Source organism: Salinicoccus sp. ID82-1 (genome assembly GCF_021991715.1).
GTDB lineage: Bacteria > Bacillota > Bacilli > Staphylococcales > Salinicoccaceae > Salinicoccus > Salinicoccus cyprini.
This window is the reverse complement of sequence record NZ_JAGFLY010000001.1, coordinates 179,735-195,279: the sequence shown is the minus strand read 5'-3', so window position 1 is coordinate 195,279 and position 15,545 is coordinate 179,735. Positions and strand designations below refer to the sequence as shown.

Genomic DNA, 15,545 nt, shown 5'->3' with positions numbered 1-15,545 from the left:
CTCCTTATTCCATTATCTGTATTGGTTGAAAAGTTCTTTCTGTAGGCGTGCCTCTTCCATGGAGCGGCGTGTCACTTCATCTTCATCCCTGCGCTCATTTCTGTACCAATTATAGAAGAGATGTCCGAGCATGAAGGCGAAGAAGATCTCCTGCAGCACTTTCATGATGATGCCGCCTGTCTGCTGGTCCATGATCGGCGTTGTATTGGTGAAGTACTCGGGACCTGAAATGAGGCCCTGCCCTCTCAATCCATCAAGAACACCGGAAGGTACACACAGTGCCATTGCGGAAAGCCACGCATCTCCATCTGTATAGGTGTTGTAGAGCGGTTCACCTGCAAAGATGATCAATGCACAGGCAGGTGTCAACAGCGCTCCGATCGCAAAGACATACAGAAGCTTGAACAGCCCACCCATATGATTCTCCTGCGGCTCTACCCTGTTGAAGATCGGATAGAAAAGTAGAATTGCCAGCATGAAGAGCAGAATGTTGAATCCGGAGTGCAATGGCGCATTCTGTTTAAGGTAGTCGAGCACGACCGGAATATGATAGATGGAAAAGATTCCATTGAACAGTATCAGCGGTATCAAAGGCTTCCGGGCGATTGCAAAGAACTGCTTCAGAACGGGCAGTTCCACGATGTATTTCCATAGGTACTCGGGTATGGCGAAGTACATCAGCGGAGCAATCAACAGAAATACCACGGCCATCTGCAGCATATGGAAGCTGAACAGAATATGGCTCAGTATGTCCACCGGCGCACCATACATGGCATAGAGCAGCAGCATGCAAGTGGCAAAAAGCGAACCTTCCTTGAGTTTAAGAGGCCGGCCGCCTTCAAACTTCCGATACCACTTTTTGGTGGTCAGGAAATAGACGACGGTAATAAAAACGACAAAAGCCAGGAAATACGGACTCCAGTTTGCGATAAAACCGAATATTGATATAGATGACAAGTTTTCCATTTAGAATCATCCCTTTATAAAATCACTTAATCCCAGTATAGTTTCCAGGCGTTTATTGGGCAAGGTAATACCATGACAATATGATGACAAATAAAGACCGGCACAGTGTGCCGGTCTTTATGCTGACTTAGATTGGTTTGCCAATCCATACGATATAGATGAACGTAACTACAAAAGATAATGCAAAGAATATCCCCGTCATGATGAACAGCTTGGCGAATTCATGCCCTTTGTCCTTCATATGCATGAAGTAGTAGAACTGGAGGATGACCTGAATGAAAGCCATGCCTATCACAATAGGAATGACGAACTGCGGACTCACATCCATCGCCACCAGTCCGAAAGCGACGAACGTGAGGAAAATCATCAGTGAGAATGAGATGATCTGCTGACGCATTTCCCTGGTGCGTTCACGACGGACGTAATCGAGCTTCTTTTTAGACATTGGTTCCTGTTTGATTTCTGCCATGCTACATCACTCCCAGCAAGTAGACTATTGTGAAGATGAACACCCACACAACATCGATGAAGTGCCAGTAAAGGGACGCTGTATTCACTTTAGCCGCCGTGTAGACGGAAATACCTCGTCTCGCATTACGCAGGATGAGCAGTGTGATCCATCCAAGACCGATGACGACGTGGAAACCGTGTGTACCGAGCAGGAAGTAGAACGCACTACCGAAGGCACTGGACCTGAATGTATGACCATGGTGCACATATTCGATGAACTCGTAGATTTCCAATGAAAGGAATCCGAGTCCAAGGAGTACGGTAATACCGAGCCATAGCTGCATCTTGGCAAAGTTGTTGTTTCTCATGTGATAGATTGCATAGACACTTGTCAGTGATGATGTCAGTAGAAACATTGTCATGACAAATGCAAGCGGTAGCGCGAAGAGATCAGCAGCCAGGGGATGATCTTCCCCTGGTACTGAATCTTTCAGAGCAAGATACGTCGCAAAGAGAGATGCGAAAAGTGTAGTCTCACCTGCAAGGAAAATCCAGAAGCCGATGAACTTGTTCTTACCTTCCATTGTCGCAGTTTCAGGATGGGCCGGCCATCTTTCGCTTGGCACATTATATTCCATGTGAGCCATTATTTCGCCCTCCTTTCTTCTTCTTCAAGATCTCTGAGTACTTCTTCCTTGGTTACATAGTAGCCGAGGTCATCTTTTACAGAACGTGTAATCATTGCACCGATTGTAATAGCCAGTCCAAGACCCAGTACCCATGGCGCCCATGGATGTACAGGAAGACCACTTACTGCATCAATCGCCCAGTCCTTGCCTGATGCAAAGTACAGTGCGCCGAAACCAGCAACGAACAGTCCGAATGACATGACGAACGGAATGAATGAGTTATTCGGCATGTGGAAGTCTTCCAATGATTCGGAAGGCATCATTCTACCGTTGTTCGCTTTTTTCTCGATCCAGTATGCATCCAGTCCACGGACGAGTGGAATCTGTGCAAAGTTATAGTATGGTACAGGAAGCGGCAGTGACCATTCGAGTGTACGGCCATCTCCCCATGGATCACGTCCAACTTTCTGATTCTTGGCGATTGTCATAATGATGTTGATGACGAGTATGATTACAGCAATTGCCATCATCAATGCCCCGATCGAGGATATGAGGTTGGCTGTATTGTACCCCTGCCCATCCAGGTAGGTGAACACACGTCTAGGCATACCCCATAGTCCGAGGAAGTGCTGGATCAGGAATGTCACGTGGAAGCCGATGACGAAGATGACGAAAGTGATCTTGCCGAGCTTTTCACTGAGCATTGTACCGAACATCAGCGGCCAGTAGTAGTGCAGTCCTGCAAGCAGTCCGAACACGACACCACCGACGATGACGTAGTGGAAGTGTGCAACGATGAAGTAGGAGTCGTGGTACTGGTAGTCGGCTGGTGCCGCTGCCTGCATGACACCTGTGACTCCACCCATCGTAAATGATGGAATGAATGCAAGAGCGTAGAGCATCGGTGTCGTGAATTCTATGCTTCCGCCCCAGACGGTTGCGATCCAGTTGAATATTTTGATACCGGTCGGCACCGCAATGGCCATCGTAGCCAAGGCGAAGATCGCGTTCGCTGTCGGTCCAAGACCTACTGTGAACATGTGGTGCGCCCAGACCATGAATCCGAAGAATCCGATGATGATTGTGGCGAATACCATTGCCGAGTAGCCGAATAGACGTTTACGTGCAAATGTTGCGAATATCTCCGAGAATATACCGAATGCCGGCAGAATCAGGATATATACTTCCGGGTGTCCGAATATCCAGAACAGATGCTCCCAGATGATCGTGTTGCCCCCTGTTTCGACCAGGAAGAAACTGGATCCGAACATGCGGTCGAAAATAAGGAGGAACAATCCGATTGTGAGCGGCGGGAATGCGAATACGATAAGTACGGAAGCGACCAGTGTCGTCCATGTCATAAGCGGCATTCTCATGTATGTCATACCGGGTGCTCTCATGTTGATGATTGTAGTTACAAAGTTGATACCTGATATCAATGTACCTGCACCACTGATCTGAAGACCGAGTGCATAGAAGTCGATACCATGTCCAGCTGACGCGATTGAAAGTGAAGCATAGCTTGTCCAGCCTGCATCCGGCGCGCCTCCAAGGAACCATGATAGGTTCAGGAAGATACCACCGAAAACGAACAGCCAGACACCGAGTGCGTTCAGGAACGGAAACGCAACGTCACGCGCCCCGATCTGAAGTGGCACTGTCGCATTCATGAATGCGAACAATAACGGCATTGCTGCCAGGAAGATCATTGTCGTACCGTGCATGGTGATCATTTCGTTGAACAGTCCTGCTGAGAGGAAGTCATTATTTGGTACTGCAAGCTGAAGTCTTATCATCATTGCTTCAATACCACCAACTACGAAGAAGAAACCACCAGCAATCAAGTAGAGTATTGCTATTTTCTTATGGTCTACTGTAGTCAGGTATTCCCAGACTACAGAGCCGACACCTTGCTTTTTAGCTGTGGATGCCATTACTAGTTACCTCCTTCTTCATCGGATTCCGAAGTGGATTCTTCAGAATCTGATGCACTTTCTTCGCTAGGTTCCGAGGAGGCTTCTTCTGAAGCTTCTTCACCAGACTCGGGAGACGCTTCTTCCGTGGATTCTTCGCCCTCTGCAGCAGGCTCTTCCGAGGAAGCTTCTTCTGCAGAACCTTCGCTTTCTCCACTGGATTCAGTGGATCCCTCTTCCGAGGATTCTTCTGCGTTTTGTCTTAGCGTTTCAACATCACCTGAACCCTCTTCAACTTTGAGTTCCATCAAGTACGCGGCAACAGATGCGATTTCCTCATCTGTCAGATCATAAGCGCCTGTCATCTTGTTGTCCGGCTTGAATGCTTCCGGATCCTTGATCCAGTTGATGAGGTTCTCTTCACTGTGAGCCAGGTAGCCTGCAATCAGTTCACGGTCTCCAAAGTTTGTCAGGTTAGGCCCTTGTGCCCCTGCTCCAGTTGGTGTAACAGCGTGGCAGCCGATGCAGGAGTTATTGAAGATTTCCTGGCCTTCAGCTGCATCGGATGCAGATGCCTGTACAGGTTCTTCGATACTCTTCATGTCTGCGAGCCATTGATTGTATTCGTCTTCAGGGAGGGTTTTCACTTTGAAGTCCATCAGTGCGTGGGATGGACCACAAAGCTCAGCACATTTACCATAGAACAGACGGTTTGAATCCTGTGCTTTTTCGTCATCAAATGTAAGGTAGAAACTGTTGATACCTTCAACGTTCGTATCCATCTTACCACCAGCGGCCGGCACCCAGAATGAGTGTTTTACATCGGAAGCCTGAAGGTTGAAGTATACTTTCGTATCCGTTGGAACGACAAGTTCCTGGCCAGTAACGACGCCTACATTCGGATACTCGAATTCCCACCAGTACTGGTTTGCAGTAACGTTGATGACTACTTCTTCGCTGTTCACTTCGCCAGCATCATTTTCACTTGCCTCTGTATCCGCCTGTTTGAATGTCAGGTAGACGGTCGGAACAGCAAGGATAATAAGTAATATGATCGGGATTGCGGTCCAGATCACTTCAAGTGTATGGTTTCCGGCAATATCCTTGGGCTCGAAATCCTCGCCCATGTTTTTCCTGCGGCTCTTTACTACAGCGATAGTAAAGACGATTGAAACTGCAATAACAACAAACAGCATAATAATGATGGATAGCAGCATCAGATCGAACTGTTCCTGTCCAACTTCACCAGCTGGTCTTAAAGTGCTGAGATGATTCTTACCACACCCGGATGCGAATGCAGCCAAGATCGTGATAAGTCCAAGCCACTTGGCATTCATCCAACGATTTTTCATGTAAATAGCCCTCTCTTTCATTCTTAAGCTTTAGAAATTTCCTAATAGACCGGCGACAATGATCATTACGAAGAAAATCATAATGTAGTTCAATGAGAAGATGAATACCTTGCCGGCATGCCGGTTATCATCTTCGACTGGACGGAACTTGTTGAACGAGATGACCAGCCATATGATGTTCAATGCGGTTGCCAGAACGACGAACCACAAGCCAAGTTCAGTCATCATGATGGGAGTAAAAAGAAGCAGTGCCACCCAGAAGACAATTGATATCCTCGTGCGATGATTCCCCTTTACGGAAGGAAGCATAGGCACTCCTGCCATGCTGTACTCATCGCTCCGTTTTATTGCTAATGCGTAGAAGTGTGGGGGTTGCCACAAGAACATCACGATGAACATCGCCCAGGCAAGTATATGAAGATCCGGTTCAATTACGGCCCAGCCGATAAGCGGTGGCATAGCTCCGGGAATTGCACCGATGACCGTATTCGATAGAAGGTGACGCTTTGCAAATATCGAGTAGACGACTGCGTACCCGAAAGCGGCAATCAGACCGAGTGTTCCGGCAGTCGAATTGATCGAGTACAGAAGGATCTCCCCGACAGCCAGGCTGCCGTATCCGATCATCAGAATATCCCGACCGGAGAAAGTACCGTCTACACTTGGTCTCGACTGCTTCGATGCCATTACAGCATCGATGTCACGATCGTAGTAGTTGTTCAGTGCGGCTACGCCGCCTATGACAAGTCCGGTTGCTGCAACCATCAGCAGCAGAAGTGGCACATTGGAGAAGAAAGACTGATTATAATACATTACAGCCAGAAATCCTGCGGCAAAGGCCGGAATCAGGTTTGCCTTGATAATACCATCCTTGACCAGTGTCTTCACTGCCTTGAAGGTGATTCCCTTACTATCATGATGCACATCATTACCATATACATCACTTTGCATCCATACGCCTCCTTTCACCACAGACACATTTACAGATAATAATAAATTAAAAATGACACATTTACTATACATTTCTGAAATAAATTCGTTACATTTTATATTGTTCAAAAATTGTTCATCAATGTGCCACAATCTCATTCCTTTTGTGTTTTATACTGGGAATAGTTGTTTGTTGTACATTTCGATTTTACCATATATTCTGGAATTGTTAAGGGCAATCGAATATATTCGTGATTGCACGGACAAGTTCTTTCATATATATTAGTTATCTGTGACCACTTACAGCAAAAGAACTATTGAGGTGTTACCATTGTATAAAAACTTAAAAGTATTGGCCGTCGTCACGACACTCATGATGGTCTTCGTGCAGATCGGTGGTGCATTGGTAACAAAAACCGGTTCTGCCGACGGATGTGGACGGTCATGGCCATTATGCCACGGACAGATCATCCCGAGCTCATGGCCTATTGAAACAATCATCGAACTTGCCCACCGGGGCGTCTCCGGCATGGCCATCATAATGGTCGGTCTGCTGGGCTGGCTGGCACTCAAGCTGCTGCCGCACAAGAGGGAAACGCGCTTTCTTGTCATTCTGAGCATCAGTTTCATTCTTGTTCAGGCACTGATTGGAGCAGGCGCAGTCATATGGGGGCAGAACGACTTCATTCTTGCAGCGCATTTCGGTATTTCACTGATCAGCTTTGCTGCAGTTTTTCTGCTTACACTACTCGTATTCGAAGTCGATCAGAAATTTGAGGCACAGTCCCTTGCCATTGGTTCCTACCTCAGATATCATACAATATTCCTGACAATCTATATCTATCTCGTTGTCTATAGCGGCGCACTGGTAAGGCATACGGATTCATCACTTGCCTGTCTGGGCTGGCCGCACTGTGGACAGGGCCAGCTATGGGCAGCTGACTTCTACCAATGGGTACAGATGAGCCACCGTGTACTTGCCGGCATCATCGTCATCTGGATATTCATCATACTGATCCATGTACTCAGACACTACAGCCAGTATAGAATATTGAAGTATGGCTGGACGATTGCATTCATTCTCGTACTGCTGCAGGCACTGACGGGCATGCTTAGCGTACTGACACTCGTCAACATATTCATCGCCCTGCTGCATGCACTGTTCATAACTCTGCTGTTCGGACTGCTATGCTACTTCATTCTTCTGCTGTCGAGAGCCAAATAAATAGACCCACACAGTTGTGTGGGTCTTATTTTATGCCTTTTCCACTGTCATCATCAGATCCATGGACTCGACTTTATCTCCAGCAGCCACAAACACTTCGGATACTTTGCCATCAAATGGTGCCTTTACAGAGTTCTCCATCTTCATGGCTTCTGTAATGATGATGACTTCCCCTTTTTTGAATGTGTCGCCTGCCTTGTACTTCACTGTACTTACTGTGCCCGGCATCTGGGCGCCGATATCTCCAAGTGCGGTTGGATCCGCCTTCTTCAGACGGGCTGAAGTGGATTCCACATTTTCATCGTTGATGTAGACTTTCCTCGGGAATCCGTTCAGTTCGAAGTACATCCAGCGGCAGCCGTCTTCATGAACGTGCCCGATCGAAAGCAGATTGACAATCAGTGTTTTGCCCTTGTCAATTTCGATTTCGAGCACTTCATTTTTCCGCATGCCGAAAAGGAACGTCGGCGTATCCAGCACTTCAACATTGCCGAACCGGTCATTTGTGCTGATGAATTCCTTGAATACTTTCGGATAGAGCGCATACGACAGAACATCCTTATCGGTGATCCGCCGCTCGCAGAATTGTGACATCTCCTCTTTCAGCGCATCGAAATCCACAGGCTCCATCACTTTTCCTGCACGCTCCGTCAGCGGTTCGCTGCCCTTCAGAACAACTTTCTGGAGTTCGGTATTGAAGCCTGTTGCCGGTCTGCCGATTTCACCTTTGAAGAAGCTGACGACGGAATCCGGGAAGTCGAGATGCTGACCGCGATCGATGACGCTTTCCTCATCCAGATCATTCTGAACCATGAACAGTGCCATATCGCCGACCACTTTGGATGATGGGGTCACTTTGACAATGTCACCGAACAGCAAGTTCACCTTCTGGAACATTTTCTTCACTTCACCATAACGCTCGCCGAGTCCGAGGGACTTGGCCTGGCTGAACAGGTTGGAATACTGTCCACCCGGCATTTCGTGCTTGTAGATTTCTGTGTTCGGACTCTTGATGTCACTTTCAAAATCAGTGTAGTATCTTCTGACACCCTCCCAGTACTGGCTGAGCCGCTCAAGACCATCTATATCCGCACGGATCTGCCTGTCCTGGCTGCTCTGTGCATAATAGAGGGTGTTGGCACTCGGCTGCGAAGTCAATCCACTCATCGCCCCGAGGGCGGTATCGACAACATCCACACCGGCTTCGATCGCCTTGTGATACATCAGTACGCCATTGCCGCTCGTATCATGCGTATGCAGATGGATCGGAATATCCACGGTGGCCTTCAGTTCGCCGATCAGCTCATAGGCTGCCTGCGGCTTCAGAAGACCCGCCATATCCTTGATTGCGAGAATATGGACACCTTCCGCTTCGAGGGCTTTGGCCATATTTTTATAATAGTCGAGTGTATAGACATTGGAACGCTCCGGGTTCAGAATATCTCCTGTGTAGCAGATGGCACCTTCCGCCACCTTGCCTGTCCTGAGCACCGCTTCGATCGGCTGCTTCATCGCCTCCATCCAGTTCAGAGAGTCGAATATTCTGAACACATCGATACCGGCATCCGCGCTTTCCTGCACGAACTTCTCCACGACATTATCCGGATAGTTCTTGTAGCCCACCGCATTGGATGCACGCAGCAGCATCTGGAAGAGTACGTTCGGTATTTCCCTGCGGAGTACCTCAAGACGTCTCCAAGGGTCCTCCTTCAGGAAGTTGTAGGCGACATCGAACGTTGCCCCACCCCACATTTCAAGGGAGAATGCATCCTTCAGATCATGCGCTGTATAAGGTGCAATCTTCTTCATATCGTAGGTCCGGACACGTGTCGTCAGAAGCGACTGGTGGGCGTCCCGCATCGTCGTATCGGTGATGAGCACATCATTCTGGGCCTTCAGCCATTTTGCGAGCCCCTCCGGCCCTTCACGATCCAGAATCTGCTTTGTCCCCTCTTTGATATCCGGCTCATAGTCCGGCAGCACAGGAGGATCAAAGTGCGGCTTCTGGCGCTTCTCTACACCCGGGAAACCATTTACGGTAATTGTCGAGATGTATTCCAACGTCTTTGTTCCCCGGTCCTTCGGCTTTTCGAACTCGAAAAGGGATGGCGTCGTATCGATGAACTTCGTCGAGTAGTCGCCTTTCTGGAAGTCCTTGTTGCCGATGACATTGATCAGGAATTGGAGGTTCGTCTTGATGCCGCGGATCCGCATCTCCTTCAGGCTGCGTGTCATCTTCTCATTGGCATCCTTATACGTCAGTCCATGCGTCGACAGCTTTACAAGCAGGGAATCGTAGTACGGGGAGATGACTGCACCCTGGAAACCGTCTCCGGCGTCCAGACGGACACCAAAACCACCACTGGAACGGTACGCCATGATTTCACCGGTATCCGGCATGAAGCCGTTCAAAGGATCCTCTGTTGTAATACGGCACTGTACCGCGTAGCCCATGAGCGGGATGTCCTCCTGCTTCGGGAGGTTGATGACTTCACCGAACAGTGTATTGCCATCGGCGATCTGGATCTGTGTCTTGACGATATCGATGCCTGTGACCATTTCGGTGATTGTATGCTCGACCTGGACACGCGGGTTGACTTCGATGAAATAGAATTCATCATCCGCTACAAGAAACTCCACTGTACCAGCATTGACATAGCCGACCTGTTCGCCCATATTCTTTGCAGCCTCACATATTTCAAGGCGCAGTTCATCAGTCAGACCGACTGAAGGGGCAACCTCCACCACTTTCTGGTGACGCCTCTGGACGGAACAGTCCCGCTCATACAGATGAAGCATGTTGCCGTCCGTATCACCGATGATCTGGACTTCGATGTGCTTCGGCCTATCGATGTATTTCTCAAGATAGACCTCACTGTTGCCGAATGACTTCGACGCCTCACTTTTTGCACGCTCGTAGCTGTCTTTAAGATCGTCATCACTTTCGACGATGCGCATGCCTTTGCCGCCGCCGCCTGAAATGGCCTTGATGATGATCGGATAGCCGTGCGTCTCGATGAACGCCTCCACTTCGTCGAAGGACTGTACCGCACCATCCGTGCCTGGAATGACAGGCAGGCCTGTGGCGACTGCAGTCTCGCGAGCCTTGACCTTGTCCCCGAACATGTCGAGGTGACGGAGCTCGGGACCGACGAATATGATGCCCTCCTCCTCACAGCGTCTTGCAAATTCCATGTTTTCACTCAGGAAGCCGTAGCCCGGGTGGATTGCGTCCACTCCAGCATTCTTTGCTACTCTGATGATTGCTTCTATATTGAGGTAGCTCTCAGTCGGAGATAGATTTTCACCGACCAGATAAGCTTCATCCGCCTTATATCTATGTAGCGCACCTTTGTCTTCATTGCTATAGATTGCCACAGTAGTAATATCCAGTTCTGTACATGCCCGGAAAATACGAATTGCGATTTCTCCTCTGTTGGCGACAAGCAGCTTGTTGATTCTATTCATAATCTTCCTCCTTTACTATACCAATCAATTATATTAAATATTCAAAAAATAAACAATGAAATTCATTACGAAATTTTCATACTATTTTTGAAACATTTACGGAACCGCTCACATGGTATATGAAAAAAACCGGACATCAATGATGTCCGGTTCAGATACGTCCCATCTCTTTTGATTTTTTTACGTGCTTGGCCGCTATGATCAAAAGACCGATGGCAATCGAAATGCTCAGGAACGAAGATCCACCATAGCTTAGAAGCGGCAATGGTACACCTGTCAGTGGAATCAGCTTGGAGATGCCTCCAAGATTGATGAACAGCTGGAAAGCAACATAGATTGCAACACCGATGCACACCAGGCGGTAGAACATGTCTTTCGATATGGCAGCGTACCTGAGTGCTTTGATGACGATGATCAGATAGAGGCAGAGTATGAACACGACACCGATCAACCCGAGTTCTTCTGCAATGATTGCGAAGATGAAATCGGTATGCGGCTCAGGCAGGTAGCCGAGCTTCATTACGCTGTCGCCGATGCCGGTACCGGTAATGCCGCCATGTGATATGGAGACAAGTGCATTGGTCAGCTGGTACCCGGTACCTGTCGGATCATTGAACGGGTGCAGGAACGTATCGATCCTTGCCTGCTGATAAGGGGAAAGAATGCTGCCTTTGATGAGGTACGTAAATATGCCGACAACACCGGCAGCAACAGCAAGTACACCCCCTGCTTTCGCAAGAAAGCCGATCGGGATGCCGGAATAGAGGAAGATGCCCGCTATGATCCCCATGATGACAAGACCCGTTCCGAAATCATTGGTGATGACGATCATCGTACAGAAGCCGATAAAAAGAAGAGGAACAAGGTGGCCGCCCTCCAGATGCTTCAGCCGGTCTCTCTTCCGATCATAAATATAGGCCAGGTAAAGAATGGTGACAATCTTGAAGAACTCGGAAGTCTGAAAGTTGAAGCCTACTCCAGGAATCGGGATCCAGTTTTTCTCACCATTGACCTCCATACCGAAGAGTGCTGTATATACCAGTAGAATGAAGATGCTGCCTGTGGCAATCATCTGGAAATACTTGTTCTTCAGAAACTCTCCAGACATGAAGTATGCCATGATGAAGACGATTGTAAATCCGAGAACAATGGCAACCAGCTGTTTTATGTAGAAGCTCTCCGGGCTGCCCCCGTCTTTCCAGGCTGTCACCATGCTCGCACTATAGATCATGACAAGGCCGATCAGGCTCAGCAGTACGTATGTAATGACTATGGTGAAATCGACATATTTTGAATAAACTCTTACGTAATTGAAGAAATCTTTTATGAATGACAATGTATCGCCTCATTTAAAAAAAGTCTAAAGATTACATTCCTTTAGACTCGAATTTTTCATCTTTCATATATGCATCGTGGACTTTGGAGACTTCCTTCTCGAGTTTCTCCAGCAGTGCACGGCCATCTTGAGGATCGATCAGGCCAAGCCTGGCAGCAAAATGAACTTCTTTGGATAGCCCGAACATCTGGGTGTCCAGTACTTCTTCATAGACAGGGCATTGGGGCATTGTCAAATTGTCCATCTGCACTTCGATCAGCTGAACAATCTTCTCTGCGTCTTTCTCCAGCTGGTCATAAGCTTGTTTACTCAGTTCATTTAATGTGGACACGAAATAACCCCTTTCTATAAACTCTCTATAAAATTTTATATCACCATACGTAAAAAAGCAAGCGAAGACGAGCATATGAAAGCAGTTGCGGACATTTATATATGCTGTTCAAGTCTGTTATAATTACATCATAAGGAGCGAATGAATATGATAATACAGATTATGGGTAATGTACGTTTTCAGATCACACTGGATCCTTCCACATGGATCTTCGATGACCGTAAAGAAGAGCTTGATAAAATACTCCGAAATGATGCGGATGAAGAACAGATCGACTTCTCCGATTCGAAAGAATGGAACCGTCAGATTATAGAAGGCACAACGAAGCCGCCGACACTTAAATCCGAAAAGAAGTTCAAGAAGCAGCAGCTGCTGGATGGGACTTTCGCCATCTGCCTGAAGCCTTTTCTTGAATACGCAGAGCCGGTCCGTGGCGAAGATGCCATGATCACCTTCACTCATGAAGCTGATACGACAATACTCCCATACGACGCGCGCCACACTTTCTATGCCCATTTCAGCCGGGATGGGAAGCAGCTGTATGAAGATGGCCTCATCGATGTGCTCGTCATCAAAGAGGGAGAGATCGAGACACGCCTCGAACACGTCAGCGGCATCAGGTTCGACTAGTACCATTCAGCAAAAAAAGCTGTTCATCCTATGGATGAACAGCTTTTTTCTATTTTCCGGAAGTCTTGATATTACCGGCCTTGCGTTCCTGATGCAGTCTGAAACGATAGAGTGCCAGGATGATGGCAGCAACAACCAGACTTTCTGCAACCGGCAGGAAAGCGCCGAAGAACGTCAGCATTATACAACCGAAAAACATGACGATGTAGATGATCACGTTCTGCCATATCTTGATTTTGCGCGCAAATCCAAGGTTATAGACAAGAATCGACAGCACGAAGATGGTAATGAACAGGTACCACATGCCCGCCCCTGGATTCGTATCCAGGCCGAAGATTCTGCCGAAAAACGTCAGGCGTTCCGTTACATTTACATTCATCAGTTCAGGGAGAAACAATTAGATTCACTCCGCTTCAAGTTTAAACTTTTCTTTCTTCTGTGATCTTTCTCTTTCGCTCTTATCAAGAATCTTCTTCCTGATGCGAACAGATTCCGGTGTCACTTCCACCAGTTCGTCTTCGTTGATGAACTCAAGTGCTTCCTCGAGTGTCATTGCTCTTGGTTTCTTCATTGTTGTCGTCTGTTCCTTCGTTGCGGAACGGATGTTGTTGGCAGCTTTCACTTTAGTGATATTGACGGTAAGGTCATTATCTCTCGAGTTTTCCCCAACAACCATGCCTTCATATACTTCAGTTCCCGGTTCCATGAAGTTCACACCACGGTCTTCAAGCTGAAGAATGGAATAGGTGGATGCTGCACCTTTATCGATTGAGACGAGTACACCATTGCGTCTGCCGCCGATACGGCCTTTGAACAGTGGTCTATAGTCTTCGAATGTGTGATTCAGTATACCATAGCCGCGTGTCATGGACATGAACTCGGTACGGTAGCCGATCAGCCCTCTTGCAGGTACATAGAAGATGAGGCGTGTCTGACCATTGCCGGTGTTGGCCATATCGACCATTTCACCCTTGCGCTGCCCGAGAGATTCGATGACACTGCCTGTATTTTCTTCAGGTACATCGATCTGAACGCGCTCATATGGTTCACATTTGACACCGTCGACTTCCTTGACGATGACTTCAGGTTTGGAGACCTGCAGCTCAAAGCCTTCACGTCTCATATTCTCGATCAGAATGGACAGATGGAGTTCACCTCTGCCCGATACTTTCCAGGCATCCGGCTGATCCGTCGGCTCGACTTTCAATGAAACGTCGGTCTCAAGCTGCTGATCGAGTCTTTCTTCAATCTTGCGTGCTGTGACAAATTTGCCTTCCTTGCCTGCAAATGGAGAGTTGTTGACGGAGAATGTCATCTGCAGTGTCGGTTCATCGATGCGCAGTACCGGCAGTGCTTCCGGTGTATCTATCGGTGTGACCGTTTCGCCGACGTTGATGTCCTCCATGCCACTTACTGCAATCAGGTCACCTGCTTTGGCGGATTCGATTTCAAGACGCTTCAGTCCGAAGAAACCGAAAATCTTGGTCACTCTGAAGTTTTTCACTGTGCCATCTATTTTGATCAGTGACACCTGCTGGCCGACTTTCATTTCCCCTCTGAAGACACGTCCAATACCGATTCTGCCGACGTAGTCATTGTAGTCGAGCAGTGCGACCTGGAACTGGAGCGGCTCGTCGCTGTTGTCTACAGGTGCCGGTACATGTTCAACAATCATATCGAAGATGGACTGCATGTTCTCATCCTGCTGGTCCATTTCAAGACTTGCTGTACCATTGATTGCAGAAGCATATGCCACCGGGAATTCCAGCTGCTCATCATTGGCATCAAGTTCGATGAAGAGTTCAAGCACTTCGTCGATGACCTGTTCCGGACGTGCAGTATCCTTGTCGATCTTGTTGACGACAACAAGTGGTTTGAGATTTTGTTCAAGTGCCTTCTTCAAGACGAAACGTGTCTGCGGCATCGTACCTTCGTACGCATCCACAACGAGGATGACGCCGTCAACAAGTTTCATGATACGTTCAACTTCACCACCGAAGTCGGCGTGTCCAGGTGTATCGAGGATGTTGATTCTTTTATCTTTGTAGTCGATCGCAGTATTTTTCGCAAGAATCGTGATGCCCCGCTCACGTTCGATATCATTCGAATCCATTGCACGTTCTTCGACATGCTCATTTTCTCTAAAAATACCAGATTGCTTAAGCAGTTCGTCCACCAGTGTCGTCTTCCCATGGTCAACGTGCGCTATGATTGCAATATTCCGTATATCATCTCTTAAATTCATAGGTCTTTCCCTTCATGTTTAGATTCGTTACTTCACAACCTAATTATTATAACATGGAACCCGTGTGTTT

12 protein-coding genes and 1 pseudogene are annotated in these 15,545 nt (G+C 47.8%); 2 read left to right on the top strand and 11 right to left on the bottom strand.

What is annotated here, in order from left to right:
* Positions 1-12: 12 nt before the first annotated feature.
* From ctaG to cyoE, 6 genes and pseudogenes are all read right to left on the bottom strand, one after another.
* Positions 13-966 (bottom strand): cytochrome c oxidase assembly factor CtaG, encoded by a 954-nt coding sequence (gene ctaG, locus J4760_RS00990; protein ID WP_145285111.1) that lies wholly within the window; start codon positions 964-966, stop codon positions 13-15.
* Positions 967-1,093: 127 nt separating this feature from the next.
* Entirely contained in the window at positions 1,094-1,435 is a 342-nt protein-coding gene (locus J4760_RS00985) for a cytochrome C oxidase subunit IV family protein (protein WP_145285108.1), read from the bottom strand.
* Between the two features lies 1 nt (position 1,436).
* Positions 1,437-2,063, bottom strand: a complete 627-nt coding sequence (locus tag J4760_RS00980) for a cytochrome c oxidase subunit 3 (protein ID WP_145285105.1) — start codon at positions 2,061-2,063, stop codon at positions 1,437-1,439.
* Entirely contained in the window at positions 2,063-3,979 is a 1,917-nt protein-coding gene (locus J4760_RS00975; RefSeq protein WP_237604505.1) for a cytochrome c oxidase subunit I, read from the bottom strand. The genes J4760_RS00980 and J4760_RS00975 overlap by 1 nt, the downstream gene beginning before the upstream one ends.
* Positions 3,980-4,245: 266 nt before the next feature.
* Positions 4,246-5,310, bottom strand: a pseudogene (gene coxB / locus J4760_RS00970) (cytochrome c oxidase subunit II); the annotation flags it as partial.
* A 30-nt stretch (positions 5,311-5,340) separates the two neighbouring features.
* Complete coding sequence (gene cyoE, locus J4760_RS00965) at positions 5,341-6,261, bottom strand: heme o synthase (RefSeq protein ID WP_145285097.1); 921 nt, start codon at positions 6,259-6,261, stop codon at positions 5,341-5,343.
* Between the two features lie 310 nt (positions 6,262-6,571).
* Here cyoE and J4760_RS00960 point away from each other — a divergent pair, with 310 nt between their 5' ends.
* On the top strand, positions 6,572-7,465 hold the full coding sequence (locus J4760_RS00960; RefSeq protein WP_237604504.1) for a COX15/CtaA family protein: 894 nt from the start codon (positions 6,572-6,574) through the stop codon (positions 7,463-7,465).
* 30 nt (positions 7,466-7,495) lie between these two features.
* On the opposite strand, the gene J4760_RS00955 is transcribed toward J4760_RS00960, so the two are convergent.
* The 3 genes from J4760_RS00955 to J4760_RS00945 form a co-directional block, all read right to left on the bottom strand.
* Positions 7,496-10,933, bottom strand: coding sequence for a pyruvate carboxylase (locus J4760_RS00955; protein WP_237604503.1), 3,438 nt, complete (start codon positions 10,931-10,933; stop codon positions 7,496-7,498).
* A gap of 151 nt (positions 10,934-11,084) precedes the next feature.
* Entirely contained in the window at positions 11,085-12,269 is a 1,185-nt protein-coding gene (locus J4760_RS00950) for an FtsW/RodA/SpoVE family cell cycle protein (RefSeq protein WP_145285089.1), read from the bottom strand.
* A 31-nt stretch (positions 12,270-12,300) separates the two neighbouring features.
* Entirely contained in the window at positions 12,301-12,600 is a 300-nt protein-coding gene (locus J4760_RS00945) for an Fpa/YlaN family protein (protein ID WP_145285086.1), read from the bottom strand.
* 147 nt (positions 12,601-12,747) lie between these two features.
* On the opposite strand from J4760_RS00945, the gene J4760_RS00940 reads away from it, so the two are divergent.
* Positions 12,748-13,230 carry a hypothetical protein gene (locus J4760_RS00940; RefSeq protein ID WP_237604502.1) on the top strand — a complete coding sequence of 161 codons (483 nt, stop codon included), beginning with the start codon at positions 12,748-12,750 and terminating at the stop codon, positions 13,228-13,230.
* 49 nt (positions 13,231-13,279) lie between these two features.
* Here the strand turns inward: J4760_RS00940 and J4760_RS00935 are convergent, their stop codons facing one another.
* Positions 13,280-13,609 (bottom strand): YlaH-like family protein, encoded by a 330-nt coding sequence (locus J4760_RS00935; RefSeq protein ID WP_145285081.1) that lies wholly within the window; start codon positions 13,607-13,609, stop codon positions 13,280-13,282.
* A gap of 24 nt (positions 13,610-13,633) precedes the next feature.
* Positions 13,634-15,475 (bottom strand): translational GTPase TypA, encoded by a 1,842-nt coding sequence (typA, locus tag J4760_RS00930; RefSeq protein ID WP_145285078.1) that lies wholly within the window; start codon positions 15,473-15,475, stop codon positions 13,634-13,636.
* Positions 15,476-15,545 lie beyond the last annotated feature (70 nt).

Bases quoted from the DNA above. Each gene is read 5' to 3' on its own strand.
- ctaG (WP_145285111.1), bottom strand. From the start codon at position 966: ATGGAAAACTTGTCATCTATATCAATATTCGGTTTTATCGCAAACTGG.
- J4760_RS00935 (WP_145285081.1), bottom strand. From the start codon at position 13,609: ATGAATGTAAATGTAACGGAACGCCTGACGTTTTTCGGCAGAATCTTC.
- typA (WP_145285078.1), bottom strand. From the start codon at position 15,475: ATGAATTTAAGAGATGATATACGGAATATTGCAATCATAGCGCACGTT.
- J4760_RS00975 (WP_237604505.1), bottom strand. From the start codon at position 3,979: ATGGCATCCACAGCTAAAAAGCAAGGTGTCGGCTCTGTAGTCTGGGAA.
- J4760_RS00955 (WP_237604503.1), bottom strand. From the start codon at position 10,933: ATGAATAGAATCAACAAGCTGCTTGTCGCCAACAGAGGAGAAATCGCA.
- J4760_RS00940 (WP_237604502.1), top strand. From the start codon at position 12,748: ATGATAATACAGATTATGGGTAATGTACGTTTTCAGATCACACTGGAT.
- cyoE (WP_145285097.1), bottom strand. From the start codon at position 6,261: ATGCAAAGTGATGTATATGGTAATGATGTGCATCATGATAGTAAGGGA.
- J4760_RS00980 (WP_145285105.1), bottom strand. From the start codon at position 2,063: ATGGCTCACATGGAATATAATGTGCCAAGCGAAAGATGGCCGGCCCAT.
- J4760_RS00985 (WP_145285108.1), bottom strand. From the start codon at position 1,435: ATGGCAGAAATCAAACAGGAACCAATGTCTAAAAAGAAGCTCGATTAC.